This window comes from Pseudobutyrivibrio xylanivorans, from assembly GCF_010906925.1.
Taxonomy (GTDB): domain Bacteria; phylum Bacillota; class Clostridia; order Lachnospirales; family Lachnospiraceae; genus Pseudobutyrivibrio.
In genome coordinates this window covers 980,823-1,006,098 of the sequence record NZ_VTVE01000001.1, presented here as the reverse complement: position 1 = coordinate 1,006,098, position 25,276 = coordinate 980,823, and the positions used below count along the sequence as shown (strand labels likewise).

The window sequence follows — 25,276 nt, the reverse complement described above, 5'->3', positions numbered from 1 at the left end:
GCGTCTTCCATTAAATGAGTGGGTTTCCCAACTAATATAAAGATTAATTGAGGGGTTAGTCGATGAACAAAATACTTTTTGCATCTAGTGAGTGCGTTCCATTTGTTAAAACCGGTGGTTTAGCAGATGTTTGCGGTGCTTTACCTAAAGAATTTTCTAAGGAATATTTTGATGTTAGAGTAGTTTTGCCTTATTACACATTTATTCCTGAGAAATATAAAAAGGATTTTAAATATCTTACTAGTTTTCAAATGAATATGGGACCACTTGTTGGGACAAAGTATGTTGGGGTTTTTGAGTATGAATTAGATGGAGTTATTTTCTATTTCATAGATAATCATGATTATTTTGACTGCTTCTATCCATATTCAGAGGATAGATGGGATTTAGAGAAGTTTATATTTTTTGACAAGGCTGTACTTTCTATGCTTCCACTTATAGGATTTCAGCCTAATCTTATTCATTGTCATGATTGGCAGACAGGCTTCATTCCAGTATACCTTAAGAATGATTTCCAAGGAGATCAGTTCTTCTGGGGGATGAAGTCGGTTATGACTATTCACAATCTTAAGTTTCAGGGTATGTGGGACACTAAGACCGTAGCTGGTATCTCTGGTCTTTCTTATAATTTATTTACCCCTGATAAGCTTGAGTATAAAAAGTGCGGAAACATGCTTAAAGGCGGACTTGTATACGCTGATTATATTACAACAGTTTCTGCTAAATACTGTGACGAAATTCAGATGCCATACTATGGCGAGGGATTAGATGGGCTTCTTAGAGCTCGTCACTATGATATGCAGGGCATTATTAATGGTATTGATAATGAAGTATACAATCCTGCCACAGATTCTAAAATCTACAAGAATTTCGATGTTTCTAATTTTAGACAGAAGAAGAAAATCAATAAGACTAAGCTTCAGGAGGAGCTTGGGCTTGAGGTTGATTCTAAAAAATATATGATAGGTCTTATTTCTCGTCTTACTGACCAAAAGGGATTAGACCTTATTAATTACTGCATAGAAGGCATTGTTGATGACTTTACACAGCTAGTAGTAATTGGAACTGGCGAATCCAAGTATGAGAATATGTTTAGACATTATGCTTGGAAATATCCAGAAAAGATTTCTGCTAATATTTGTTACGATGATGCGCTTGCACACAAGCTTTATGCAGCTGCGGATGCATTTTTAATGCCATCCAGATTCGAGCCTTGTGGCTTGACACAGCTTATTTCATTTAGATATGGAACAGTTCCTATTGTCAGAGAGACTGGCGGTCTTAGTGATACTGTTGAAGCATATAACGAATACATGAAGACAGGAGACGGATTCTCTTTTGCCAATTACAATGGTGACGAGCTTCTCAATACTGTCAACTATAGTAAGTTTATATACTTCGAAAAAAAGGCTCAATGGAATAAGATGATTGAAAGGGGCATGAGTAAAAATTATTCATGGGCCGTACAAAAGGAAAAATACGAGAATATTTATAACTATTTAATTGGTTAATAAATATGAGGTTTTATTTTGGCAACAAAAGGGAAGAATAATTCTACAAGAAAATCAAATACAAAACGTACTAGTTCTAAAAAAAGCAACACTAGGGCAAAATCAAAAAAGGTTGAGGAGAATGAGTTCGAAGACCCATTTTTCCAGGATTCCACTAGAGAGATAATTCTTTGGGGATCCATAGGAATGTGTATTTTGCTCTGTGTTAGCAATTTTGGAATTGGAGGATTAATTGGTAATGCTATAGCTAATTTCTTCTTCGGAGTATTTGGCATTATCCAATATGTTTTACCATTCATGGTAGCATTTTCAGCATTCTTTATAATTTCAAATTATGGTAATAAGGTCGCAATTGCAAAGGTTGTGGCTGGTTTTATTCTGCTTATTTTCATAGCTACATTTGTTGAATTGTTAATGAATGGGCAGGAGATTAAATTGCCACTTGATGCTTTTGCTGCTTCAAAGGAAAGCCACAATGGTGGTGGCCTTATCGGTGGACTTATTGTCTATGGTATTTATGATAGTTTTGGTCTTCTGGGGGCTTATCTTATTGATTTAATCGTTATGATTGTGTGTGTAATCATCATAATCGAAAGATTCGCCTTTGATAGAGTTCAAAGATCCTCTCAATACCATGCTGATAAAGCGGCAGCTAAGCGAAGAGCTAGACGCGAGCGCATGATGATGGAGCGCGAGGCTAATCAGACTCGATTTAATTCAGATAGACAGGCTGTTTTAAATAGAATTCAAGAACAAAAAGAACTTGAGCGTCAACAGATGAATCAAAAGGATGGACCTAGACGTGAGAGAAAATACACTGGTATTACTAGTGATACTACTCTTGCTTCTGATTCCTTTGAATCAGCTGCTTTAGGTGATGGCGTAGACGAGATTCGATTTAATATGGCCGAGGGTGAAAGTGACCTAGAGATTACTAAGACTAGTCGTCACAAGCTTCGTGCTGGAGAAAAGAAGAAGAGCAGCCATAGATTCTCTTCTGAGCAGGAAGCGCCAGCTATTGCTGAGCCAGTACCTCCAGTAGTGTCTACACCTGTAGAAGAGCCTGTAAAAGAGGCGCCTTTTGTTATTAATACACCACAGCCTTCGGAACCGGCAGCTGTTACTTCTGCGCCTGTTGCAGAGGCACCGGTTAAGAAAGATAGAGCATCAGCTGAAGATATTAATAAGACAGCTGACACTATTAGAAATACTATCTCAAGCAGCAGTAATAAGCCTAAAAAGGCCTTTAAGCTTCCGCCTATTTCACTTCTTAAGGATGCTAAGAACACCGGAGGAGATTCGAAAGAATATCTTGCTGAGATGGCAGGCAAGCTTCAGAGGACGCTCAGTAATTTTGGTGTCCAGGCCAATGTAACGGAAGTTACTTTAGGTCCTTCTGTTACCCGTTATGAACTTGAGATTGCAGAGGGGACTAGAGTTTCTAAGGTACTCAATCTGGAGGATGATATTAAGCTTAATATGGCAGTTACTGACGTGCGTATAGAAGCACCTATTCCTGGTAAATCTGCTATTGGTATTGAAGTTCCTAATAAAGTTAAGTCAATGGTTTCATTTAAGGAACTTGTATCTTCTAAGGAATTTAAGGCTGCTAAATCTAAGATATCTTTCTGTGTAGGTAAGGATATTTCAGGTAAGGTAATAGTTGGCAATATTGAGAAGATGCCACATTTACTTATAGCAGGTGCTACTGGATCAGGTAAGTCTGTATGTATTAATACTATTATCATGAGTATTCTTTATCATGCTACTCCTGAAGAAGTTAAGATGATAATGGTTGATCCTAAGATGGTTGAGCTATCTGTTTACAATGGTATTCCACATTTGCTTCTTCCGGTTATTACTGATGCTAAAAAGGCAGCAGGAGCACTTCATTGGGCAGTAAAGGAAATGACAGATAGATACGAGCTTTTAGCGGCAGCTGGAGTTCGTAACATAGAAGGTTTCAATGAAAAGGTATCAACGGATTCTCTTCCTGATTCAATTTCTGAGGATAAGAGACAAAAGATGCCTCAGATTGTAATTATATTGGATGAGGTTGCTGACCTTATGATGGTTGCGGCAGCTGATGTAGAAGATTCTATTGTTCGTTTGGCTCAGCTTGCACGTGCAGCTGGGATTCATTTGATTATTGCTACACAGAAGCCTACTGTTAATGTTATTACAGGCTTAATTAAAGCTAATGTCCCTTCTCGAATTGCTTTTTCTGTTTCATCAGGAAATGATTCGAGAGTTATTCTCGATATGAATGGAGCTGAGGACCTACTTGGTAATGGCGATATGCTTTATGCTCCTCAGAACCTTTCAAAACCTGTCAGAATCCAGGGCGCTTTCGTCAGCGATGACGAGGTAAGTTCCGTTGTTGATTTCCTCAAATCTAATAACGAAGCAGCTGATTATGATTCTGATATTGAGGCTCAAATTCAAAACTCTGAGGCTGCTAGCTCAGCGGTTTCTATCACTGGAGAAATAGACAACTCCAGAGATGCTTTGTTCGCTGAAGCTGGTCGTCTTGTTATAGAAAATCAAAAGGGTTCTATTGGTTACCTTCAAAGAAACTTTAGAATTGGTTTCAATAGAGCGGCTCGTATTATGGATCAACTAGCAGAAGCAGGGGTTGTTGGTCCTGAGATGGGTACTAAACCAAGAGAAATACGTATGTCTATATCAGAGTTTGAGGAACTATTAAAAGCACAGTAAGGGAGTCTATTAGGAAATGAAGTCAGACATTCAAATCGCACAGGAAGCAAAGATGATTCATATCAAGGAGGTTGCTAAGAGCCTTGATATACAAGAGGATGATTTAGAGTTATATGGTAAATATAAAGCTAAATTCTCTGATGAGTTGCTTTCTAAAATCCAAAGCAACAAGGATGGTAAGCTTGTTCTTGTTACTGCCATCAATCCTACACCAGCCGGAGAGGGTAAGACTACAACATCTGTTGGTCTTGGACAGGCTATGGGTGTTCTTGGAAAGAAAGCTTGTCTTGCTCTTAGAGAGCCTTCACTTGGACCTTGTTTTGGTATCAAAGGTGGAGCAGCAGGTGGCGGATATGCCCAGGTTGTACCAATGGAGGATTTAAACCTTCACTTTACAGGCGATTTTCATGCTATTACATCTGCTAATAATCTATTGGCAGCTATGCTTGATAATCATATTCAGCAGGGAAATTCACTTGGAATCGATCCTAGACAGATTGTTTGGAAAAGATGCCTTGACATGAATGATAGAGTCCTTAGAAATATCGTGGTTGGACTTGGTTCAAAAATGGACGGAATGGTTCGAGAGGATCATTTTGTTATTACAGTTGCATCTGAAATTATGGCTATTCTTTGCCTTGCAGATGATATGCATGACCTTAAAAAGCGTCTAGGAAGAATCATCGTTGCATATTCATTTGATGGCAAGCCAGTTACAGCTGATGATTTACAGGCAACTGGCGCTATGGCAGCTTTATTAAAGGATGCCCTCAAGCCTAACCTTATTCAGACACTTGAACATACTCCAGCTATTGTTCACGGTGGTCCTTTTGCAAACATTGCTCATGGATGTAATTCAGTTCGTGCTACTAAGGCATCTATGAAGCTTGCTGATATTACTATTACAGAGGCTGGATTTGGTGCCGATTTAGGTGCTGAGAAATTCTTTGATATTAAGTGTAGAATGGCTGGCCTTAAGCCTGATGCCGTTGTACTTGTGGCAACAATCCGTGCTCTTAAGTACAATGGTGGCGTTCCTAAGGCTGATCTTACTACAGAGAATTTAGATGCTTTGAAAAAGGGTATTGTTAACCTTGAAAAGCACATTGAAAACCTTCAAAAGTATGGAGTTCCAGTAGTAGTAACTCTCAATTCATTTATTACTGATACTGATGCAGAGACTAATTTCGTTAAGGATTTCTGTCAGGAGAGAGGCTGTGAGTTTGCTCTTTCTGAAGTATGGGAAAAAGGTGGAGAAGGCGGTGTTGAACTTGCCAAGAAAGTTCTTTATGTTCTTGAGAACAAGGAGAGCAACTTCAAGCCACTTTATGAGAATAATCTTTCTCTTGAGGACAAGATTAAGACTGTTGCTACTGAGATTTATGGAGCTAGTGATGTTACATATTCAGCTGCAGCATTAAAAGAGCTTAAGAGAATTCAAGAGCTTGGAATGGGTGATTTCCCAGTTTGTATGGCAAAGACTCAGTATTCACTTTCTGATGATGCTTCAAAACTTGGAAGACCTACTGACTTTACAATTAATGTTCGTGAGGTATATGCATCTGCAGGTGCAGGATTTGTAGTTGCTGTTACAGGAAGTATCATGACAATGCCTGGTCTTCCTAAGGTTCCAGCTGCTAATAATATCGACGTTACAGATGACGGAGTAATTACAGGACTTTTCTAATCAACTATGAAATGTAAAAAATGCGGAGAAGAAATTGAATCAAAGCTTTTATACTGCCCAAAATGTGGGGAGCCTATTCAGCTTGTGCCTGATTACGATGTTTTAGAGGAAGAATTATTATCTAGAGTTGTAGAAGATAAGAAAAAAGCCAAAGAAGAAAAGTTTGCTACAGGTGTATATAAAAACACTCCTGAGGCTCCTGAGGCTAAAAAGCTTCCTAAAATCACCACTAAAAAGGTAAACTATTTCGACAAAAAGCATCTTATCCTTTATACAGGTGCATTCTTTGTGGTTTTTATTTTGTTGTTCTGTGTGTTTGGCTCCTATATGGGCAAGCACACATACAACAATTTGATGAATAGTGCTGTTGAAGCAGAAGAGAATGGCAATTATGGCAAGGCTCTTAACTTTTACGAGGAAGCTTATACCATAGATGATGATTCTTTTGAGGCTATTTACGGCTTGGGACGTATGTATTCTCGCCTTAATGAGCATAAAAAGGCTGTAGAGTATCTTTCTAAGGCTAGAGAATTAGACCCTACCAATACTAAGATATACACTTATCTTTTAAACTCATATTCAGCGCTTAAGGATTTAGATAGTATTCACGCATTGGCGGAGCTTGCTCCTAACGATGAAATACGTCAATTGGTTAGCAGTTATTTCGTTACACCACCTACATTTTCTGAAGAAAGTGGTGTTTATGAGGATGATTTGACTATTTTTATTTCAGCTGCTAAAGATTGCCAGATTTTCTATACTGTTAATGGCAAGAATCCAATTACTTCCGGCAAATTATATACCAAAGGAATCACTTTAAAAGAGGGAACTATTGAAATAAAAGCTGTTGCGTTAAATAGTGATGGTGATTACTCAGATGTAGTAAGTGCTTCATATACTGTAGAATATGTTAAGCTTTCCACTCCTGAGGTTACTCCTCAGGCCGGAACTTTCGCTGGCCAGCAGACTATTTCTATTAATGTACCTGATGATTGCACTGCTTATTATTCCCTTGATGGCACTAATCCTCGTGATAATGGTATTCAGTATTCTGGACCGTTTACTTTGACAACTGGTTCCTGTGTTTTATCAGTAATTATTGTTGATTCAAAGGGCAACGAAAGTCCTCTTTACATGGGAGGATATTATATTAATTAAATTTTAGGGATGAATTGATGTTTCACAATTTGTTCACAATTAGCACGTTTTTTAAACATAATTTAATTGTAATATAACATCATCTCGATAAGAGATACATTTTTCATAACATTATTCTCCCTTTGAAAGACACGTCACCGCAGGCGTGTCTTTTGCTTTTTCTTTTATCTATATTTAGTTGTTTAATCCCCCTAAATAGTCTAAAATAAATAGCATGAATGTAAAAATTCTATGCGTAGGAAAAATAAAAGAAAAGTTCTATACACAAGCAATTGATGAGTATGCTAAGCGCCTTTCAAAATACTGTTCTTTAAGCATAATTGAGGTGCCAGATGAGAAGACTTCGGAGAATGCATCTGATACAGAGATGGCTATTGTGAAGGACAAAGAAGGCCAGCGTTTACTTAAGCATATTAATGATAGGGACTTTGTTATCGGTTTAGCAATTCTTGGGCAGCAGTTAGATTCTGTTGCTTTTTCAAAATATATTGAGAATCTTGGTATACAAGGAAATAGTTCCATAGTTTTTGTTATTGGAGGCTCTTTAGGGTTGTCTGATGATGTTTATTCTAGATGCGATTACCAGATTTCTTTTTCAAAGATGACTTTCCCTCATCAGCTTATGCGAGTTATTTTATTAGAACAGATATATAGGGCTATGCGTATTATGAAAAACGAGCCTTATCATAAATAATTACTCTCGGGGGTATAAATCATGAGAATGTATGATTTGATTGAAAAGAAAAAGCTAGGTCAAGAGCTTTCTACAGAAGAAATAAAGGACATTATTGACGGCTACACTAGAGGCGATATTCCTGATTATCAGATATCAGCTTTACTTATGGCCATTTGTTTTAATGGCATGAATGTGAGAGAGCGTTATGACCTTACTATGGCTATGCGCGATTCAGGTGATATTTTAGATTTATCGTCTATAGATGGCGTTAAAATTGACAAGCATTCTACTGGAGGAGTAGGTGATAAAGTTACACTTGTACTTGGACCTATCATCGCTTCAATCGGTGTTCCTGTGGCTAAGATGTCTGGTCGTGGTCTTGGACATACCGGCGGTACTATAGATAAGTTAGAGGCTTTTCCTGGATTTAATGCTTCTCTGTCAGAGGAGGAGTTTATTGATCAGGTTAATTCCATAAAAATTGCAGTTACTGGCCAGTCTAAGAACTTGGCACCAGCAGATAAAAAACTATATGCTCTTCGCGATGTTACAGCTACTGTTGATGAGATTTCTCTTATTACAGGCTCGATTATGTCCAAAAAGCTTGCTGCTGGAACAGACGCAATCGTTCTTGATGTTACAGTAGGTGATGGCGCATTTATGAAAAATAAAGAAGATGCCCTTGAACTTGCTAAATCAATGGTTGATATCGGTAAGAGAGCTAACAAGAAAATAGCAGCTTATCTTACTAATATGGATGAGCCTCTTGGATATGCAGTTGGAAATAATCTTGAGGTTATTGAGGCTATTGAAGCCCTTAAAGGCAATGGACCAGAGGATTTAATGGAAGTTGTTTATGCCCTTGGCTCTCAGATGGTTGTTTTTTCTGGTATTGAAACAGACAAGGCTAAGGCTAGAGCTTTAATGGAAGAGGCTGTTAAAAATGGCAGCGCTTATGCTAAATTTATTGAGTTTATAGAGGCTCAGGGCGGCGATGCTACATATGCAAAGGACATTAACAAGTTTTCTCCAGCAAAATACGTTATTCCGGTTAATGCTGAAATAGATGGATATGTTCATGCTCTTAAGGCAGAGTCTTTTGGACTTGCATCTATGTCTCTAGGCGGTGGTCGAGAGACTTTTGATGATGTTATTGATATGTCAGTAGGCATTATTTTAAATAAAAAGGTAGGAGATTCTATCAAGGCAGGAGAGCCAATTTGCTATATCCATGCAAATGATCAGACAAAGGCGGAACATGCTAAGGATATGATTCTTAAGGCTACTGTTATTTCACCGGATAAATGTGACCACATGAAACTTATTATTGATATTGTTGAATAGTATGAGCGATTTTTCTTTAAATATAAATATTCCAGCTGAGCATATAGATAACATATTTGGCCATTTCGACAAAAATATTAAGGCTATTGAAGATGGCATGAATATTTCCTTTATTCTTCGAGATGACAATATTAAGCTCACTGGAGATAAAGAGCATGTTGAGCATGCCAACATAATTGTCAATGAGCTTTTAGAGTTATCTAAAGCAGGAAATATTATTACAATACAGGATGTAAATTACGTTATGTCAATCGAACAGGAAAAGTTAGAGAATCATGATGTGTCTGAGGCCAGAGGCGAGATTATTTGTCATACCACAAATGGCAAGCCTGTAGCACCTAAGACACTTGGACAAAAGAAATATGTTGATGCAATCACTAATAACATGATTGTATTTGGCGTTGGTCCTGCCGGTACAGGTAAGACTTATCTTGCTATGGCCAAGGCGATTACAGCCTTTAAGAATGAAGAGGTATCCAGAATTATCCTTACTCGACCAGCTATCGAGGCAGGAGAAAAGCTTGGATTTTTACCTGGAGATTTACAGAGCAAGGTTGATCCATACTTGCGTCCACTTTACGACGCTTTATATCAGATTATGGGTGCCGAGGCTTTTCAGCGCAATATGGAGAAGGGGCTTATAGAAGTAGCTCCTCTTGCATACATGAGAGGTCGTACTTTGGATAATGCTTTTATTATCTTAGATGAGGCTCAAAATACTACACCTGCTCAAATGAAGATGTTTTTGACAAGAATCGGATTTGGTTCCAAGGCAGTTATTACTGGTGATCAGACTCAAAAGGATTTACCTAATGGTCAGAAATCTGGTCTAGATGACGCCATGAAGATTCTTAAAAATATTGAGGATATCAAGGTATGCACTTTAGATTCTAAGGATGTTGTTAGACATCCACTTGTACAGAAAATTGTTAACGCCTATGAGGTATATGAAAAAAAGGCTGAAAATAAATCAAGAAGGGCCAAAAAATGAAATATACTAACAGATTCTCTGCAAAACGACTAGGATATTCCCTTGGCATGACAATGATGTTTATTATCGCTAATACTTTGCTTTGTATTTTTTCAGGGGTGTTAGTTGATAAGTATATTTGTCTTGCAGCTATCAATATTTGTTTCTTTCTTCTTTTTATGCTTTTGCTAGCAGATAGAAGATTAAAGGGACATCTTCCAGAGTTCAATTATATTACCTATGGAAAGATTACAGCGGCACTTTTTATAGACTGGATTATAGTGTTTTTATGTGCTTTTTTTGCTCCAGATTTCTTTGCGCCACTTATTATTATTCCGCTTGTCTCTGGATGTGTTTTTGATGATGGATTATCCAATGTTTTAAGCACTTATTTTGTTATTATTATTTCACTTTGCTGTGATTACAGCTTGTACATAGTTCTTTGCTATGTGACTTTAGTATTATTTGGTTCTATTCTCTCTAATTTCATTAAGAGAGAGGAGAATATATATAAGCTATATTCCATAATTTTGATATTCGCTGTTACTACGCTGATATCAACAATCTTTTTCTACTTTAATTTTCTTGAACTTAGGATGACAGATTTTATCTATGGTATCTTTGATGGATTGATTTCTGCTGTTGTGACTATTCTTATAGTTCCTTTGTTCAATAGATTTGTTGTAGAATCACAGACTGATTCTTATGAGGAGTTTCTTAGCCCTGACTATTCCCTTTGTCAGGATATTAGAAAGTTTTCTTATATTGAATATACACATGCACTTAGGGTTTCGCACCTTTGTCGCAAGTGCGCTTCAGCTATTAATGCTAATAGCCAGCTTGCTGCATGTGGAGGTTTTTACTATAGGCTTGGCAAATTAGAAGGGGAGCCGGTTATTGATAATGCAATTAAGCTTGCTAATGACAACTGTTTTCCTGGAGATTTGATTCAGATTTTAGCTGAATATGGTGGTATTGTATTTTTGCCTAGCTCTAAGGAATCAGCTATAGTTCATATGGTAGATTCTGTAGTTACTAAGGTAGAGCTTTTTGATTCGGATTCAATGAGTAGTTCCTGGAATCAAAATATGGTTATATATCAGACAATCAATGAACTTTCTCAGAAGGGTATATATGACAATTCTGGTCTTACAATGAATCAGTTCCTTACCATTAGAGAAATTCTTGCAAATGAGGATATTTTAAATGACAATCTTGATTGAAAATGAAGTAGACGCAAAATTTGATTTTGATTATGAGGATATAGCAAAAAAGGTTATTAACACTTCTATGGATTTACTTAAGTTTCCATTTGAGGCAGAGATTAGCCTTACAATTACTGATGCCAACGGGATTCAAGCTATCAACAAAGAATTCCGTGACATAGATTCAGCTACAGATGTTTTATCTTTTCCAATGGTAGAGTATGAATCTGCTGGAATTTTTGATAAAATAGAAGCTGATGAGGATTTATTCAATCCTGAAACTGGAGAGGTTATTCTTGGGGATATAGTTCTTTGTAAAGAAAGAATTTATTCACAGGCCGAAGAATACGGTCATTCTGTTCTTCGAGAATATGCTTTTCTCATAGCCCATAGTATGTTACATTTATTTGGGTTTGACCATATGACAGAGGATGAAGCCGCTGTCATGGAAGAAAAACAAAGAGAGATTCTAGATGCTCTTGGGATTTCTCGAGACTAAGAAAAGGAGAGACTAATAGTATGAAGAAAAAAATAGTATCAACAATGCTTGTATTTTCTTTGGCTCTTTCATCATTTATTGCTTGCGGAAAGAAGGACGAAGAAGTTGCAGAGAGTGGTCAGACAACTGTTGACGACCAGGAGGGCGTAGAAGCTGTCGATGATTCTGTTGCATTTTGGGAGCAGACATCAGAGGACGGACGTGTAAGAAGTTATCTTACTGGTGAGTGGGTTGATCCTTCTTATGGTAGACAGCGTCCAGTTGCAGTCATGATTGAGAACACTAAGGCTTGCTTACCACAGTATGGTATTGAAAATGCCGGTGTAATCTATGAGTGCGTTGTAGAAGGTGGCATCACTCGTATGATGGCTATTTTTGATGATTATTCTGGTTTAGACCAGATTGGTAATATTCGAAGCTCAAGACCATATTTCGTATATTTTGCTAGTGAATATGATGCAATTTACATGCATGCAGGTGGTAACCCAGCAGCTTTCGAGCTTATCGATGACAAGAATCTTGTAGACAACCTTAATGCTCTTACTCTTGAGGGTTCAAAGGGCAAGGCTGCCGCATATAGAACAGGAAAGTCAGAGCATACTCTCTATACCAATTCAGAGGGTATTGATATAGGTATTGAGAAGCGCAGTTATGATCAGACACTTCCTTCTGATTATGAGCCACACTTTAAGTTTGCTGCCGATGGTAACAATTTAGAGAACGGTGAGGATTGTCAGGCTGTTCAGCTCTATTACTATACTAATAAGCCATATTGGATTTACAACGAGGATGATGGATTATATTACAGATATGAGTTCAATCAGCCACAGGTAGATGCAATTTCTGGTAATCAGCTTACAGCTAAGAATATTATTCTTCAGGATGTTGCATGGTTTACATATCAGGGTTCACAGTACTTAGGATATTTACTTTCATTCAACACTGGTACAGGTAAGTACATCACAAATGGTAAGATGGTAGATATCGTTTGGTCTAAGGATGCTGATACAGAAGTTACTCATTACTACTATGCAGACACCAATGAAGAGATTCAGCTCAATGTTGGTCAGACATGGATTCAGGCTTGTCAGGCTAGTGGCGAGGGTGATTTCAGAAAAGACAACGAGTTTTACGCAAAGAAATCAGATTTTAGCAAGGCAAAATAATACTCATGGCAAGAAGAAGTAAAAATGGCGATGCTAGTTTTATAATGCAAGGTTCCATCCTTGCAATTGCTTCGATTGTTAGCCGTATAGTGGGACTTTTATATAGAGTCCCACTTACAGCTACTATTGGTGATTCAGGAAATGGTTACTATGCAGCCGCCTATGAAATTTATAATATAATATTACTTATTTCATCCTACAGTATACCGCTGGCTGTTTCTAAACTGGTATCTGCTAGAATTGCTAAAGGGCACGTTAAGGACGCAACGAGAGTGTTGCACGGCGCCCTTATTTTTGCGTTTATCAGTGGTGGGTTAGCTGCCGGTGTAGTTTATTTCGGTGCAGAATTTTTTACAGGTGTTATATTAAAGAAATCTTTAGCAGCTATAGCGCTAAAGGTTTTAGCTCCAACCCTTTTAGTTGTAGCGATTTTAGGTGTGTTTAGAGGCTTTTTCCAGGGACTTGGCACTATGATTCCTAGTGCTATTTCCCAGATTGGAGAGCAGATTGTAAATGCTATTGTTTCTGTGGTAGCAGCTAATGCACTTTTTTCTTATGGCAAAAAAGTTGGTGGCGTTTTAGGAGATGTAGACGAATATGCTGCAGCATTTGGCGCCGCAGGTGGTACCCTTGGTACATCCACCGGAGCTTTCTTTGCATTAATTTTTATTCTCTTCATTTTCTATGCCTTTAGCAAGATGCTAAAGAAAATGGTGAAGAGAGATAAGCATAGATCCACAGAGAGTTATTTTGAGATTTTCTCTGTTTTGATTTTGACTATTTTACCAGTACTCTTGAGTACTACGGTTTACAATATTAGTTCCCTAATTGATCAGGGTATTTTTAATAATGTGTCTCTGTTACAGGGATATTCCGAAAAGGAGAGCAATGCGCTTTTTGGTATTTTTGCAGGTAAATATCGAGTCCTAATAAATGTACCTTTGGCGATAGCTTCCGCCATGGCTACGTCTATTGTGCCTAGTCTTACCTCTGCTTTTAACTCAGGTGATGAAAAGCTTGTGAGAAAGCAGGTTAACATGGGTAATCGTTTTGTAATGATAGTTGCTTTCCCATGCGCAGTTGGAATGATGGTTCTATCTAGTCCGATTATGCAGTTATTATTTAATGACAGTTCTAGGACTGCATCAATGATGTTTGTAATCGGTGGATGCTCTATTGTTTTTTATTCACTTTCGACTTTATCCAATGCTATTTTGCAAGGTATTGATAGAATGATAATCCCTGTTAAAAACGCATTTATTGCTCTTGTAGCACATGTTTTAGTGCTTCTTGCGTTGATGTTTATATTTGATTTAAATATCTACGCTGTTGTTGTTGCAAATGCATTTTATGCGCTTATGATGTGCTTTTTAAATCAGTCAGCTGTTTTGAGATATTCAGGAGCCTACATTGATATTAGAAGAGTGGTTTTAGCGCCTTTTGAAGCTTCGGCTATTATGGGAGTTATAGTTTTATTGATGTATAAGACCTTTAATGCGTTATTTGCACTTGCTCTTTCGGTTCGTATAGCTAATGCTATAGCTTGCCTTCTTTCGATTTTAATTGGAGCAATTGTATATTTCCTTGCTTTATTCTTCTTTAAGGGAATAGACGAAGAAACATTACTTAAGTTCCCTGGAGGAGCTAGATTATGCGACATTGCTTACAGCTTACATTTATTGAGGTAATCCAATGAAAGACGAAGAAAAGATCTATGACATTTGCATAGTTGGTGCAGGATTTTCAGGACTTGTTCTGGCGATTAAACTTGCCAGGGCAGGTCTTTTGGTATGTTTAGTAGAATTAAATAGAGTTGTTGGTCGCAGAATCTTATCTACAGGAAATGGTCGCTGCAATTTTACTAATAGTCGTATGGGCAAGGATTATTATTACAGCGAGAGTTCTCTTGATTTTATTGGGGATACTCATGAGAGTCTTAGGACTTTTCTTAGAGAGATAGGTGTTATCGACAAGGCATTAGACGGTTATTATTATCCATTTACTAATCAGGCTAAAACAGTTAGAGATTCACTTGAGGCGGAAATTAATTCGCTTGGTGTGACAGTTCTTCTTGATAACAGGGTTACTGATATATCTAAGGATGATGTTTTTACTGTTACAACCAATAGGGATTCAATTAAATCTAAATACGTTTGTGTTGCTTCAGGTGGTCTTTCTGCAGCTACTCTTGGTTCTTCTAAAATCGGATACAAGATGGCTCAGAAATATAAAATGCATGTTACAAAGCTCGCTCCTTCCCTTGTTGGAGTTCTTTCAAAAGATATCTGTCTCAAGGAATTAGCTGGAGTTAGAGCAATAGGTAATGTTGCTTATAGGGACCACTCGTGTGAAGGCGAGATTCAGTTTAATAAAGACGGTGTTTCTGGTTATCCAGTTATGTGTATTAGCCGTTTTATCGGATTTGATGAGCTTGATAAACGACTTTCAGATATAAAGCTTGATTTCACGCCATATATGAGCGAAGAGGAACTTACATCTGAAATCAGAGATAGATTCAGTAGAAATCCTAGGGCAACTGTAGAAAATGCACTTCTTGGCTTATGCAATGAAAAGATTTTATCTATTGTTATCAGTTATTCAAGGATTTATGGTGATACAGTAGTTGATAAATTAGACGATGAAGATATCGCTAATCTTGTCTATAATTTCAAGTATTTTTCTATTAATGTTACTGGCACCAAGGGATTTGATAGCTCTCAAGTTACTGCTGGAGGTGTATCGCTTCAGGACATTGATACTAATACAATGGAATCCAAGACCTGCAAGGATTTATTTTTTACAGGTGAGGTCCTTGATGTTGATGGTATTTGTGGAGGCTATAACCTGACTTGGGCTTATACATCTGCGGATATTGCGGCTAACGAAATATTAAAAAGGTATAAAAATTAATGTTAAAAGTTGATCAGCTAAAACTTGATATTTCTCATTCTTCAGATGATTTGCTAAGTCTTATTTCAAAAAAGCTTAGGGTTAAATCATCTGATATAACATCTTGGGCTATTCTCAAAAAATCTGTGGATGCCAGGAAAAAGCCGGATGTTTATTTTGTGTACTCGGTTTCTGTTGAACTTGCTGGGAATTTAGAAAAAAAAGTTTTAGATAAGAATAAAAAAGACAATAATATTAACCAATATTCTAAAAAGGAGTATGCGCTTCCAAGGCTTGATAAAGAGCTTCGCCCTATTGTTATTGGGGCCGGTCCGGCAGGTCTTTTTGCAGCCTATGTCTTTGCTCTTAACAATATGCAGCCTATTATTTTTGAACGAGGCAAAGAAGTTGACCAGCGCACTACAGACATTCTTAAGTTTTGGGAGACAGGCGTTTTAGATACTAAATCCAATGTACAGTTTGGAGAGGGTGGAGCAGGTACATTTTCAGACGGTAAGCTTAATACCCTTGTAAATGATAAGCTAGGCAGGAATAAATTTGTTCTTGAGACATTTGTTAAATTTGGAGCTCCTTCCAATATTCTTTATGACTACAAGCCACATATTGGCACAGATGTTTTAAAGGATGTTATTAAGAATTTACGAAATGAGATTATTCGCCTTGGGGGAGAGTTTCATTTTAATTGCCAGGTAACGGATTTCCTTATAGAAGATGGAAAAATAAAGGGAGTATTGGCTGGCGATAAAAAGTATCTTAGCGAAAATGTTGTGCTTGCTATTGGACACAGTGCAAGAGATACCTTCAAAAAGCTTTATGATTTAGGCTTTGATATGGAGGCCAAAGATTTTGCTGTTGGTTTTAGAATAGAACACCCACAGGCCATTATTTCTCAGTCTATGTATGGCCCTAGATTTGACGAATTAGAGCCTGCTGCATATAAGTTGGCTTGTAATCTTGATAATGGAAGAGGTGTATACTCATTTTGTATGTGTCCTGGAGGATATGTGGTCAATTCCTCGTCAGAGGCTAATCGCCTTGTAGTTAATGGAATGAGCTATTCAAAGCGTGATAGCAAAAATGCTAATAGTGCCATAGTTGTTACTGTTGGTGGAAGAGAATTTGATAAAACGAATCCACTTTCCGGTATTGAATATCAGCGTGCTATTGAGAATAAAGCCTTTGAGCTCTGTAATGGTAAAATTCCTCAACAACTTTTTGGAGATTATAAAACCGGCAAGATTTCCTCTAATTATGGGGATTTTGATAGTGTTACAAAGGGCCTTACAGATTTTGGACCATTACATGAGATATTTTCTCAGGAAATAAGGGATTCAATTATTGACGCAATGGGGTTCTTTGGTACTAAAATAAAAGGGTTCGATAGATTAGATTCTATCTTATCTGGTGTTGAAAGTAGGACTTCTTCACCAGTTAGAATCAAACGTAATGAGCTGTTTCAATCAAATGTTAGCGGACTTTATCCATGTGGCGAGGGCGCCGGTTATGCTGGCGGAATTACATCTGCTGCAATGGATGGATTGAAAGTAGCAGAAGCTGTTATAGCAAATAATAAAGAATAGGTGGGAATAATTGTGGCAGAATACACTCCAATGATGCAGGAGTATCTTAAAACTAAATCTGAATATGAAGATTGCATCTTGTTCTATAGATTGGGAGATTTTTACGAGATGTTTTTCGAGGATGCCAAAACTGCTTCTCGAGAGCTAGAGCTTACTCTTACAGGTAAAGCCTGCGGTGCTGAGGAGCGAGCTCCAATGTGTGGAGTTCCTTTTCATGCGGCAGATTCTTATATTAATCGCCTTGTCAGTCGTGGATTTAAGGTGGCTATTTGTGAGCAGGTAGAAGACCCTAAGGAGGCGAAGGGTCTTGTTAAGCGTGAAGTGATTCGTGTAGTTACACCTGGTACCAATATAGACCAGATGGCGCTTGATGAGACTAGCAATAACTATATTATGGCTCTTTTTTATCAAAGAGGCGTATTTGGCGTTGCTGCTTGTGACGTATCTACAGCTGATTTTTATCTTACAGAGGTTGATTCAGTTCGAAAGCTTGTGGATGAGATTTTTAGATTCAATCCTGCTGAGATTATTTATTCTAAATCAATTTTTGAATCTGGAATGGATATTTCTGGTATCACAGAAAAGCTTTCTTGCGCTAGCTCTCTTCTAGATGAGTCTATGTTTGATGATGTTCTTTGCACTAGAGAGATTCTTAGACATTTTAAGGCTCATTCTCTTGAAGGCCTTGGTCTTATGGATTTTTCTATTGGCAAGATTTCTGCAGGAGCTCTTTTGTCATACTTAAAAGAGACTCAGAAATCTGATTTAGCGCATCTTACCCATATCACACCATACACAGACGGTAAGTTTATGCTTCTGGATAATTCCACCAGGAGAAATCTTGAGCTTACTGAGACAATGAGAGATAAGCAAAAGCGCGGTTCTTTATTATGGGTATTAGACAAGACTAAGACAGCTCTTGGTGCTCGTCAGCTCAAGGCATATATAGAGCAGCCACTTATTTCTGTTGATGAGATTATCAAGCGTCAGGATGGAATAGAAGAGCTTAAAAACATGATGATTGATAGAGAAGAGCTTCGTGAGTATCTATCATCTGTTTATGATTTAGAGCGTCTTATTACCAAAATAACTTATCAATCAGCTAATCCTAGAGATTTGATTGCATTTAAACAGTCTATTGGTATGCTTACGCCTATAAAGACTATTTTAAATGGTCTTCATTCTAGAATTCTTTGTAATCTCAATGATGATATTGATGATTTAAAAGATTTGTATGTTCTCATTGATGAGGCCATTATGGAAGAGCCACCTATTTCTTCACGTGATGGTGACATTATTAAGACTGGCTATAATGACGAGGTTGATAGACTTCGAAGTGCTAAAATTGATGGCAAGAAGTGGTTAGCTGACCTTGAGGCTAATGAGAGAGAAAAGACAGGTATCAAAAATCTTAAGATTAAGTTTAACAAGGTTTTTGGATTCTACCTTGAAGTTACTAATTCCTACAAGGATTTAGTACCTGATTATTACGTTAGAAAGCAGACCCTTGCCAATGCAGAGCGTTATTATACGCCTGAGTTAAAGGAACTTGAGGATAGTATTTTAGGAGCAGAGGATAGACTCAATACTATCGAGTATGAGTTTTTCAAGACTGTTAGAGATACCATCGCTTCTCAGGTTGATAGGATTCAAATTACTGCCAAGGCTATAGCAAACCTTGATGCGCTTATTTCTCTTGCTGTTGTAGCAGACAAGAATCACTATATTCGTCCTGTCATTGATAATAGAGGAATAGTTGATATTAAAGAGGGGCGTCATCCTGTTGTTGAGCAGATGATAGATGATGATCAGTTTATTTCAAACGATTGTTACCTTGATTTAGACACTAATACAATCGCTATTATTACAGGTCCTAATATGGCTGGTAAGTCCACCTATATGAGACAGGTGGCACTTATTGTACTCATGGCCCAGATTGGAAGCTTTGTTCCAGCTACAGAGGCTAGAATTGGCGTTGTTGACCGTATATTCACTCGTGTTGGTGCATCAGATGATTTATCTACCGGCCAATCTACTTTCATGGTAGAGATGAATGAGGTTGCTAATATTTTAAATAATGCCACCAATAAATCTCTTTTGATTTTGGATGAAATAGGCCGTGGAACATCTACCTATGATGGACTTTCTATTGCCTGGTCAGTTGTGGAGCATATTGCTTACAATATTGGAGCCAAATCTCTTTTTGCAACCCATTATCATGAGCTTACTGAGCTAGAGGGTCAGATAAAGGGCGTTCATAATTACTGTATTTCAGTTCAAGAGATGGGCGAGGATATTATTTTCCTCAGAAAGATTATTCCAGGTGGTGCAGATCAAAGTTATGGTATTCAGGTAGCTCGTCTTGCAGGTTTACCTGAGGAGGTACTTACAAGAGCACGTACTATTGTTAATTCATTAAATGAAAATGATATTGCTGCGGTAACAGATAAAATTGCTATTCAGGAACATATAGAAGAGAAAATTAAGAATATGTCAGGGGTTACTTTCTCAGAAAAAGAAGCTGATATTATTTCTGAGCTAAAGAATCTTGAAATAACTCAGATTACCCCTCTTGAAGCTATGAATATTCTCTTTGAGTATCATAATAAGGTGAATGAATAATGGGAAAAATTAATGTATTAAGCCAAGAGACAATTGATAAGATTGCTGCAGGAGAGGTGGTTGAAAGACCAGCTTCCGTTGCCAAGGAACTTATTGAAAACAGTATCGACGCTGGTGCTACAGCTATTTCTGTTGAAATAAAAGGCGGAGGTATTGAGTATCTTCGAATTACAGACAATGGAGTCGGCATAGAAAAGGACCAGATTCCGGTGGCATTTCTTCGCCATTCTACCAGTAAAATCAAAGATGCAGAGGACTTAAATAACGTCCATTCTCTTGGATTTAGAGGAGAGGCTCTTTCCTCGATTTCGGCAGTATCAAAAGTTGAGCTTATTACAAAGACTAAAGATAATTTACTTGGTGCAAGTTACATTATAGAAGGAGCCAAGGAAGTATCACTTTCTGATGTTGGCGCCCCAGATGGAACAACATTTATTATTAGGCAGCTATTCTACAATACTCCTGCTAGAAAAAAGTTTTTAAAAGCAGAGAGCACTGAGGGCAGTTATGTTTTTGATGTTGTAGAACATCTTGCTTTATCCCATCCAGAAATTTCATTTAAGCTTATAATTAACGGCAAGGAAAAGCTGATGACATCAGGCAACGGTTCCCTTTCGGATACTATCTACCAGATATATGGTCGCCAGATTGCAGCAAATATTTTAGATATTAGTTATGAGGATGAGCTTTTTTCTATTACAGGATATATTGGCCTTTCTGTTATAGCTAGAGGAAATAGAGCTTTTGAGCATTTCTTTGTAAATGACAGATATATCAAAAGTAATAATCTTTCTCGCGCCTGTGAGGAGGGCTACTACGGATTTTTGATGGGTCATCAATATCCATTTTTTGTATTAAACATCGATTGTATTGATGGTGCTGTGGATGTTAATGTTCATCCTACTAAACAAGAAGTTCGTTTTGAAAACGAATCAAAAGTATGCGAGATTCTTACAAAGGCTATTAATAGCCGCCTCAGAAGAAGAGAAGATGTTGTTGAGGCTAAGGTAGAAGAGGAAAAGCCTAGATTTAACAATACTTTCAATACAATTATTCCTGAGCCAATTGAAAAAACTTCATCTGTAAATAAGAGTTTCTCAGTAGAGAAAGCTACCCCTCTTGATACCAGTAGCGATGAATTAATTGGCGATTATAAATCAGAATCATCTTCTGAACAGGAAATCAAACCAGTTAAGCTACCGGAACCATTTGAAAAGAATAGACTTGAGGCAATCAAGGCAAGTATCACTAGTCAAATCAGAAAAGATACTCCTTATGAGAAAAAGTTTGCTGAGAAGAATAGTGGCGGTGAAAAGTACGAACAAATTAGTTTTCTTACTAGAGAGGCAGTTAAGGAACATAAAATTATCGGTCAAGTTTTTGATACATATTGGATTATTGAATACGATAAAAATATGTATATAATTGACCAGCATGCTGCCCATGAAAAGGTTTTATTTGAAAAAACTATGGCTCGTTTGAAGAATAAAGAAATGACTTCTCAGATGGTTAGTCCACCAGTTATTATTTCTCTTTCACAGCAGGATATTCTTTTATACGAAAGATATCATGAAGCCTTCGAGAGTCTTGGATATAGAGTAGAGTCATTTGGTGGTAATGAGCTTGCAATCACAGCTGTTCCAGGTAACTTATTTAGCTTGGATCCAAAACAGTTTTTCTTGGAGGCACTTGCTGATTGTCAGTCATACAAGGCTTCTGATTCTTTTGATATAATAGTTGAGAGAGTTGCGTCTATGTCTTGTAAGGCTGCTGTTAAGGGTAATAACAGATTATCATTACCTGAGATTAAAACTCTTATAAATGACCTTTTGGAGCTTGATAATCCATATCATTGTCCACATGGTCGACCAACTATGATTTCATTTTCGGAATACGAATTAGCAAAGAAATTTAAAAGGATTGTTTAATGAAAAATTTAGTTATTTTAACAGGTCCAACTGCAGTTGGTAAAACAGCCCTTTCTATTAATCTCGCCAAGGCTATTAATGGCGAGATTATTTCTGCTGACAGTATGCAGGTTTACAAGAAAATGGATATTGGTACAGCTAAAGTTACTCCAGAGGAAATGGACGGAGTTAAGCATTATCTTATCGATGCTATTGAGCCTACAGAAGATTTTCATGTTGTTAGATTTCAAAAGATGGTTCTTGAGGCAATGGATGAAATCTACAGCAAGGGCAAAATTCCAATTATCTGTGGAGGAACAGGCTTTTATATTCAGGCTATTCTATATGATATTCAGTTCACAGAGCAGGAAATTGATGAAAGTTATCGTAAATCGTTAGAGGATTATGCTAATGAATTTGGCAATCAGGCTCTTCACTCAAGGCTTAATGAAGTGGACCCTGAGTCAGCGTCTACAATTCCTGAGGCTAACAGAAAGAGAGTTATTAGAGCAATAGAATATTTCCATCAGACTGGTGAGAAATTTTCGGTTCATAATGAACGTGAAAAACAAAGGACAAGCCCTTACAATTTTGCATATTTTGTGCTAAATGATGATAGAGGATTGCTTTATAATCGTATTGATAAAAGAGTTGATATTATGATGAAAGCAGGTCTTTTAGATGAGGTCAAAATGCTTTTGACCATGGGATGTAAGCCTGGCATGACATCAATGGATGGCATTGGATACAAGGAAATCATTTCTTATCTTGATGGTAATATATCTCTTGAAGATTCTATTGAGCTTATCAAGAAAAACTCTCGCAATTATGCTAAAAGGCAGTTGACATGGTTTAGACGAGAAAAAGAAGTTACATGGCTAGATAAAACAGTTTTAAAAGATGACAGACAGCTTTTGGATTATATTTTGTCTCAGCTTAAAGAGAAAGGAATTATTTAAAGTGTACGAGATTTACAAGGAATTTGGTATTTCAAAGGAAGTATATGAATACGGCAAGGCTATTATTAGTGATTTAGAGCCTAGATTTAAAGAAATTGATCAGGTCGCAGAGTACAATCAGCTTAAAGTTTTAAAAGCTATGCAGGAGCATAAAGTAGCTGCAGAGTGTTTTAATGCATCTACAGGCTATGGATATGATGATGTTGGAAGAGACACACTTGAAAAAGTTTACGCATCTGTTTTTAAGGCTGAGGATGCTCTTGTAAGACCTCAAATTACCTGCGGAACTCATGCACTTGCCCTTGCTTTAATGAGTAATTTGCGTCCAGGAGATGAGCTTTTATCTCCAGTAGGCAAGCCATATGACACTTTAGAAGAGGTAATTGGTATCAGACCATCTAATGGTTCTCTTGCAGAATATGGTATTACATATGCTCAGGTAGATTTACTTGCTGATGGTGGCTTTGATTACGATGGAATTAAGGCAGCTATCAATTCAAAGACAAAGCTTGTTACAATTCAGCGTTCAAAGGGATATGCAAATCGTCCTACACTTTCTGTAGAGCAGATAGGAGAGCTAATCTCATTCATAAAAGGAATTAAGCCAGATATTATTTGCATGGTTGATAACTGCTATGGTGAATTTGTAGAAAAGATTGAACCTACAGAAGTTGGGGCTGATATGTGCGTTGGTTCTCTTATTAAAAATCCAGGTGGTGGACTTGCACCTATAGGCGGATATATTGTTGGCAAAAAAGAATGTATTGAAAATGCAGCACACAGACTTACAAGTCCTGGCCTTGGCAAGGAAGTAGGTGCTTCTCTTGGTATAATGCAGTCATTCTATCAGGGATTTTTCCTAGCACCTACTGTTGTAGCTGGTGCACTTAAGGGAGCTATTTTTGCAGCTAATGTTTATGAGAAGCTTGGCTATTTATGTATACCAAATTCTACTGAACCTAGATACGATATCATTCAGGCGGTATCATTTTTAAAGCCTGAGGGACTTATTGCTTTTTGCGAAGGTATTCAGGCTGCAGCTCCAGTTGATTCTTATGTGACTCCAGAACCATGGGATATGCCAGGTTATGATAGTCAGGTTATTATGGCTGCAGGCGCTTTTGTACAGGGCTCATCTATTGAATTATCTGCGGATGGTCCACTTAGAGCACCATATACTGCATTCTTCCAGGGAGGCTTAACTTGGAATCATGCAAAAATAGGAATCCTTAAGTCCCTTCAAAAACTGGTAGATGCTTGCCTTGTGAACAAAAGTCAACTGTGTTAAACTTTTAAGAGGTTTGTAAAAAGGATTAATAGACATATGGAGGATAATCATGGCCAATTCATTTGGTATTGATATAGGAACCCAGAATCTTAAGATTTTCAGCGGTTCAAATAATCATATCACTAACATTAAGAACACAATTGCAATCGTTAATAAAAATCAGATGTATTCATATGGTGACAATGCCTATTCAATGTTTGAAAAGGCACCTGACACTATTGATGTATCTTTCCCAATCATTTCAGGAGTTATCGCTGATTTTGATAATATGCAGACAATGCTTTTTGAAGTTCTTGAAAAGGACTTAAAAGGCAAGATTAAAGGGGCGGATATTGTTGTAGCTGTTCCTACAGACATTACAGAGGTTGAAAAAAAGGCATTCTCAGATTTATTCAGCAAGTCTAAGAACAAGCCTCATTCAATTAGAGTTTGCGAGAAGCCTATCGCTTGTGCTATAGGAATGGGACTTGATGTTTCTGAACCAACAGGCGTTATGATTGTTGATTTGGGAGCAGATACTACAGAGATTTCTGTTATTTCTTTAGGTGGTCTTGTGCTTTCAGAGCTTCTTCCTTTTGGTGGTAATCAAATTGATGAATCTATCGTTACCTACATGAAGAGAAACTTTAATCTTGTTATAGGTCAAAAGACAGCTAAGCAGTTAAAAGAGGAGATTGGTTCTGCTCAGCCAGGCAGAGGTGAGAAGCTTACTGTTGTAGGTCGTGATGTTGTCAGTGGTCTTCCTATCGAGATGGAAGTTGAGAGTGATACTGTATATAACGCTATGAAGGCTGATTTAGAGAGCTTTTGTACAAATGTTAAGCTTATCCTTGAAAAGGTTCCACCAGAACTTGCAAAGGATATCGTTCATTCAGGAATTTACCTTACAGGTGGTACATCACAGTTACACCAGCTTCAGGATTTATTCTCTGAAGTTACTAATATTAAAGTTAATGATTATGAGGATCCAGAGGAATCATGCGTAAGAGGACTTGGTTCTGTTCTTGCTGATAATAAATATAAGCAGTACGGATATAGCATGAAGACTCGCATCTTTAAATAGAATTTAGAGGTAT

General features: G+C 37.4%; 18 protein-coding genes. All 18 read left to right on the top strand.

The features are described 5' to 3' along the window. Positions 1-62: 62 nt before the first annotated feature. The 18 genes from F0Q01_RS04705 to mreB all read left to right on the top strand — a co-directional run bounded on the left by F0Q01_RS04705 (position 63) and on the right by mreB (position 25,263). On the top strand, positions 63-1,511 hold the full coding sequence (locus tag F0Q01_RS04705; RefSeq protein WP_090149669.1) for a glycogen synthase: 1,449 nt from the start codon (positions 63-65) through the stop codon (positions 1,509-1,511). A gap of 18 nt (positions 1,512-1,529) precedes the next feature. Beyond that, on the top strand, positions 1,530-4,229 hold the full coding sequence (locus tag F0Q01_RS04700) for a DNA translocase FtsK (RefSeq protein WP_242941829.1): 2,700 nt from the start codon (positions 1,530-1,532) through the stop codon (positions 4,227-4,229). 16 nt (positions 4,230-4,245) lie between these two features. Further along, a complete protein-coding gene (locus tag F0Q01_RS04695) occupies positions 4,246-5,916 on the top strand; it encodes a formate--tetrahydrofolate ligase (RefSeq protein WP_090149672.1) in 1,671 nt (556 codons plus the stop codon). A gap of 6 nt (positions 5,917-5,922) precedes the next feature. Continuing rightward, positions 5,923-7,074 carry a chitobiase/beta-hexosaminidase C-terminal domain-containing protein gene (locus tag F0Q01_RS04690; RefSeq protein ID WP_090486779.1) on the top strand — a complete coding sequence of 384 codons (1,152 nt, stop codon included), beginning with the start codon at positions 5,923-5,925 and terminating at the stop codon, positions 7,072-7,074. A 214-nt stretch (positions 7,075-7,288) separates the two neighbouring features. Further along, entirely contained in the window at positions 7,289-7,768 is a 480-nt protein-coding gene (gene rlmH, locus F0Q01_RS04685) for a 23S rRNA (pseudouridine(1915)-N(3))-methyltransferase RlmH (RefSeq protein ID WP_090486776.1), read from the top strand. Between the two features lie 21 nt (positions 7,769-7,789). Further along, complete coding sequence (locus F0Q01_RS04680) at positions 7,790-9,094, top strand: pyrimidine-nucleoside phosphorylase (RefSeq protein ID WP_090486773.1); 1,305 nt, start codon at positions 7,790-7,792, stop codon at positions 9,092-9,094. 1 nt (position 9,095) lies between these two features. Next, on the top strand, positions 9,096-10,085 hold the full coding sequence (locus tag F0Q01_RS04675; RefSeq protein WP_090486770.1) for a PhoH family protein: 990 nt from the start codon (positions 9,096-9,098) through the stop codon (positions 10,083-10,085). Next, positions 10,082-11,287, top strand: a complete 1,206-nt coding sequence (locus F0Q01_RS04670) for a hypothetical protein (protein ID WP_090486768.1) — start codon at positions 10,082-10,084, stop codon at positions 11,285-11,287. The genes F0Q01_RS04675 and F0Q01_RS04670 overlap by 4 nt, the downstream gene beginning before the upstream one ends. Next, entirely contained in the window at positions 11,271-11,768 is a 498-nt protein-coding gene (gene ybeY, locus F0Q01_RS04665; protein WP_090149687.1) for an rRNA maturation RNase YbeY, read from the top strand. The genes F0Q01_RS04670 and ybeY overlap by 17 nt, the downstream gene beginning before the upstream one ends. Positions 11,769-11,788: 20 nt before the next feature. Beyond that, the gene (locus F0Q01_RS04660) at positions 11,789-12,934 is read left to right on the top strand and encodes a DUF3048 domain-containing protein (RefSeq protein WP_090149690.1); all 1,146 of its coding nucleotides are present in this window, start codon (positions 11,789-11,791) and stop codon (positions 12,932-12,934) included. Between the two features lie 5 nt (positions 12,935-12,939). After that, on the top strand, positions 12,940-14,622 hold the full coding sequence (locus F0Q01_RS04655) for a putative polysaccharide biosynthesis protein (RefSeq protein ID WP_090486765.1): 1,683 nt from the start codon (positions 12,940-12,942) through the stop codon (positions 14,620-14,622). 4 nt (positions 14,623-14,626) lie between these two features. Beyond that, entirely contained in the window at positions 14,627-15,844 is a 1,218-nt protein-coding gene (locus F0Q01_RS04650) for an aminoacetone oxidase family FAD-binding enzyme (RefSeq protein ID WP_090486762.1), read from the top strand. After that, entirely contained in the window at positions 15,844-17,424 is a 1,581-nt protein-coding gene (locus F0Q01_RS04645; protein ID WP_090486759.1) for an NAD(P)/FAD-dependent oxidoreductase, read from the top strand. Before F0Q01_RS04650 ends, F0Q01_RS04645 begins: the two co-directional genes overlap by 1 nt. A gap of 12 nt (positions 17,425-17,436) precedes the next feature. Continuing rightward, complete coding sequence (gene mutS / locus F0Q01_RS04640) at positions 17,437-20,046, top strand: DNA mismatch repair protein MutS (protein ID WP_330388694.1); 2,610 nt, start codon at positions 17,437-17,439, stop codon at positions 20,044-20,046. After that, positions 20,046-21,974 carry a DNA mismatch repair endonuclease MutL gene (gene mutL / locus F0Q01_RS04635; protein WP_090486756.1) on the top strand — a complete coding sequence of 643 codons (1,929 nt, stop codon included), beginning with the start codon at positions 20,046-20,048 and terminating at the stop codon, positions 21,972-21,974. The genes mutS and mutL overlap by 1 nt, the downstream gene beginning before the upstream one ends. Further along, positions 21,974-22,912: a tRNA (adenosine(37)-N6)-dimethylallyltransferase MiaA gene (gene miaA, locus F0Q01_RS04630; RefSeq protein WP_090486753.1), complete on the top strand. Its 939-nt coding sequence runs from the start codon at positions 21,974-21,976 to the stop codon at positions 22,910-22,912. Before mutL ends, miaA begins: the two co-directional genes overlap by 1 nt. 1 nt (position 22,913) lies before the next feature. Beyond that, the gene (locus tag F0Q01_RS04625; RefSeq protein WP_330388693.1) at positions 22,914-24,200 is read left to right on the top strand and encodes an aminotransferase class I/II-fold pyridoxal phosphate-dependent enzyme; all 1,287 of its coding nucleotides are present in this window, start codon (positions 22,914-22,916) and stop codon (positions 24,198-24,200) included. A 49-nt stretch (positions 24,201-24,249) separates the two neighbouring features. After that, on the top strand, positions 24,250-25,263 hold the full coding sequence (mreB, locus tag F0Q01_RS04620) for a rod shape-determining protein (protein ID WP_176753650.1): 1,014 nt from the start codon (positions 24,250-24,252) through the stop codon (positions 25,261-25,263). Positions 25,264-25,276: the final 13 nt, after the last annotated feature.

Bases quoted from the DNA above. Each gene is read 5' to 3' on its own strand.
- F0Q01_RS04705 (WP_090149669.1), top strand. From the start codon at position 63: ATGAACAAAATACTTTTTGCATCTAGTGAGTGCGTTCCATTTGTTAAA.
- F0Q01_RS04695 (WP_090149672.1), top strand. From the start codon at position 4,246: ATGAAGTCAGACATTCAAATCGCACAGGAAGCAAAGATGATTCATATC.
- F0Q01_RS04690 (WP_090486779.1), top strand. From the start codon at position 5,923: ATGAAATGTAAAAAATGCGGAGAAGAAATTGAATCAAAGCTTTTATAC.
- rlmH (WP_090486776.1), top strand. From the start codon at position 7,289: ATGAATGTAAAAATTCTATGCGTAGGAAAAATAAAAGAAAAGTTCTAT.
- F0Q01_RS04680 (WP_090486773.1), top strand. From the start codon at position 7,790: ATGAGAATGTATGATTTGATTGAAAAGAAAAAGCTAGGTCAAGAGCTT.
- F0Q01_RS04675 (WP_090486770.1), top strand. From the start codon at position 9,096: ATGAGCGATTTTTCTTTAAATATAAATATTCCAGCTGAGCATATAGAT.
- F0Q01_RS04670 (WP_090486768.1), top strand. From the start codon at position 10,082: ATGAAATATACTAACAGATTCTCTGCAAAACGACTAGGATATTCCCTT.
- ybeY (WP_090149687.1), top strand. From the start codon at position 11,271: ATGACAATCTTGATTGAAAATGAAGTAGACGCAAAATTTGATTTTGAT.
- F0Q01_RS04660 (WP_090149690.1), top strand. From the start codon at position 11,789: ATGAAGAAAAAAATAGTATCAACAATGCTTGTATTTTCTTTGGCTCTT.
- F0Q01_RS04655 (WP_090486765.1), top strand. From the start codon at position 12,940: ATGGCAAGAAGAAGTAAAAATGGCGATGCTAGTTTTATAATGCAAGGT.
- F0Q01_RS04650 (WP_090486762.1), top strand. From the start codon at position 14,627: ATGAAAGACGAAGAAAAGATCTATGACATTTGCATAGTTGGTGCAGGA.
- F0Q01_RS04645 (WP_090486759.1), top strand. From the start codon at position 15,844: ATGTTAAAAGTTGATCAGCTAAAACTTGATATTTCTCATTCTTCAGAT.
- mutL (WP_090486756.1), top strand. From the start codon at position 20,046: ATGGGAAAAATTAATGTATTAAGCCAAGAGACAATTGATAAGATTGCT.
- miaA (WP_090486753.1), top strand. From the start codon at position 21,974: ATGAAAAATTTAGTTATTTTAACAGGTCCAACTGCAGTTGGTAAAACA.
- mreB (WP_176753650.1), top strand. From the start codon at position 24,250: ATGGCCAATTCATTTGGTATTGATATAGGAACCCAGAATCTTAAGATT.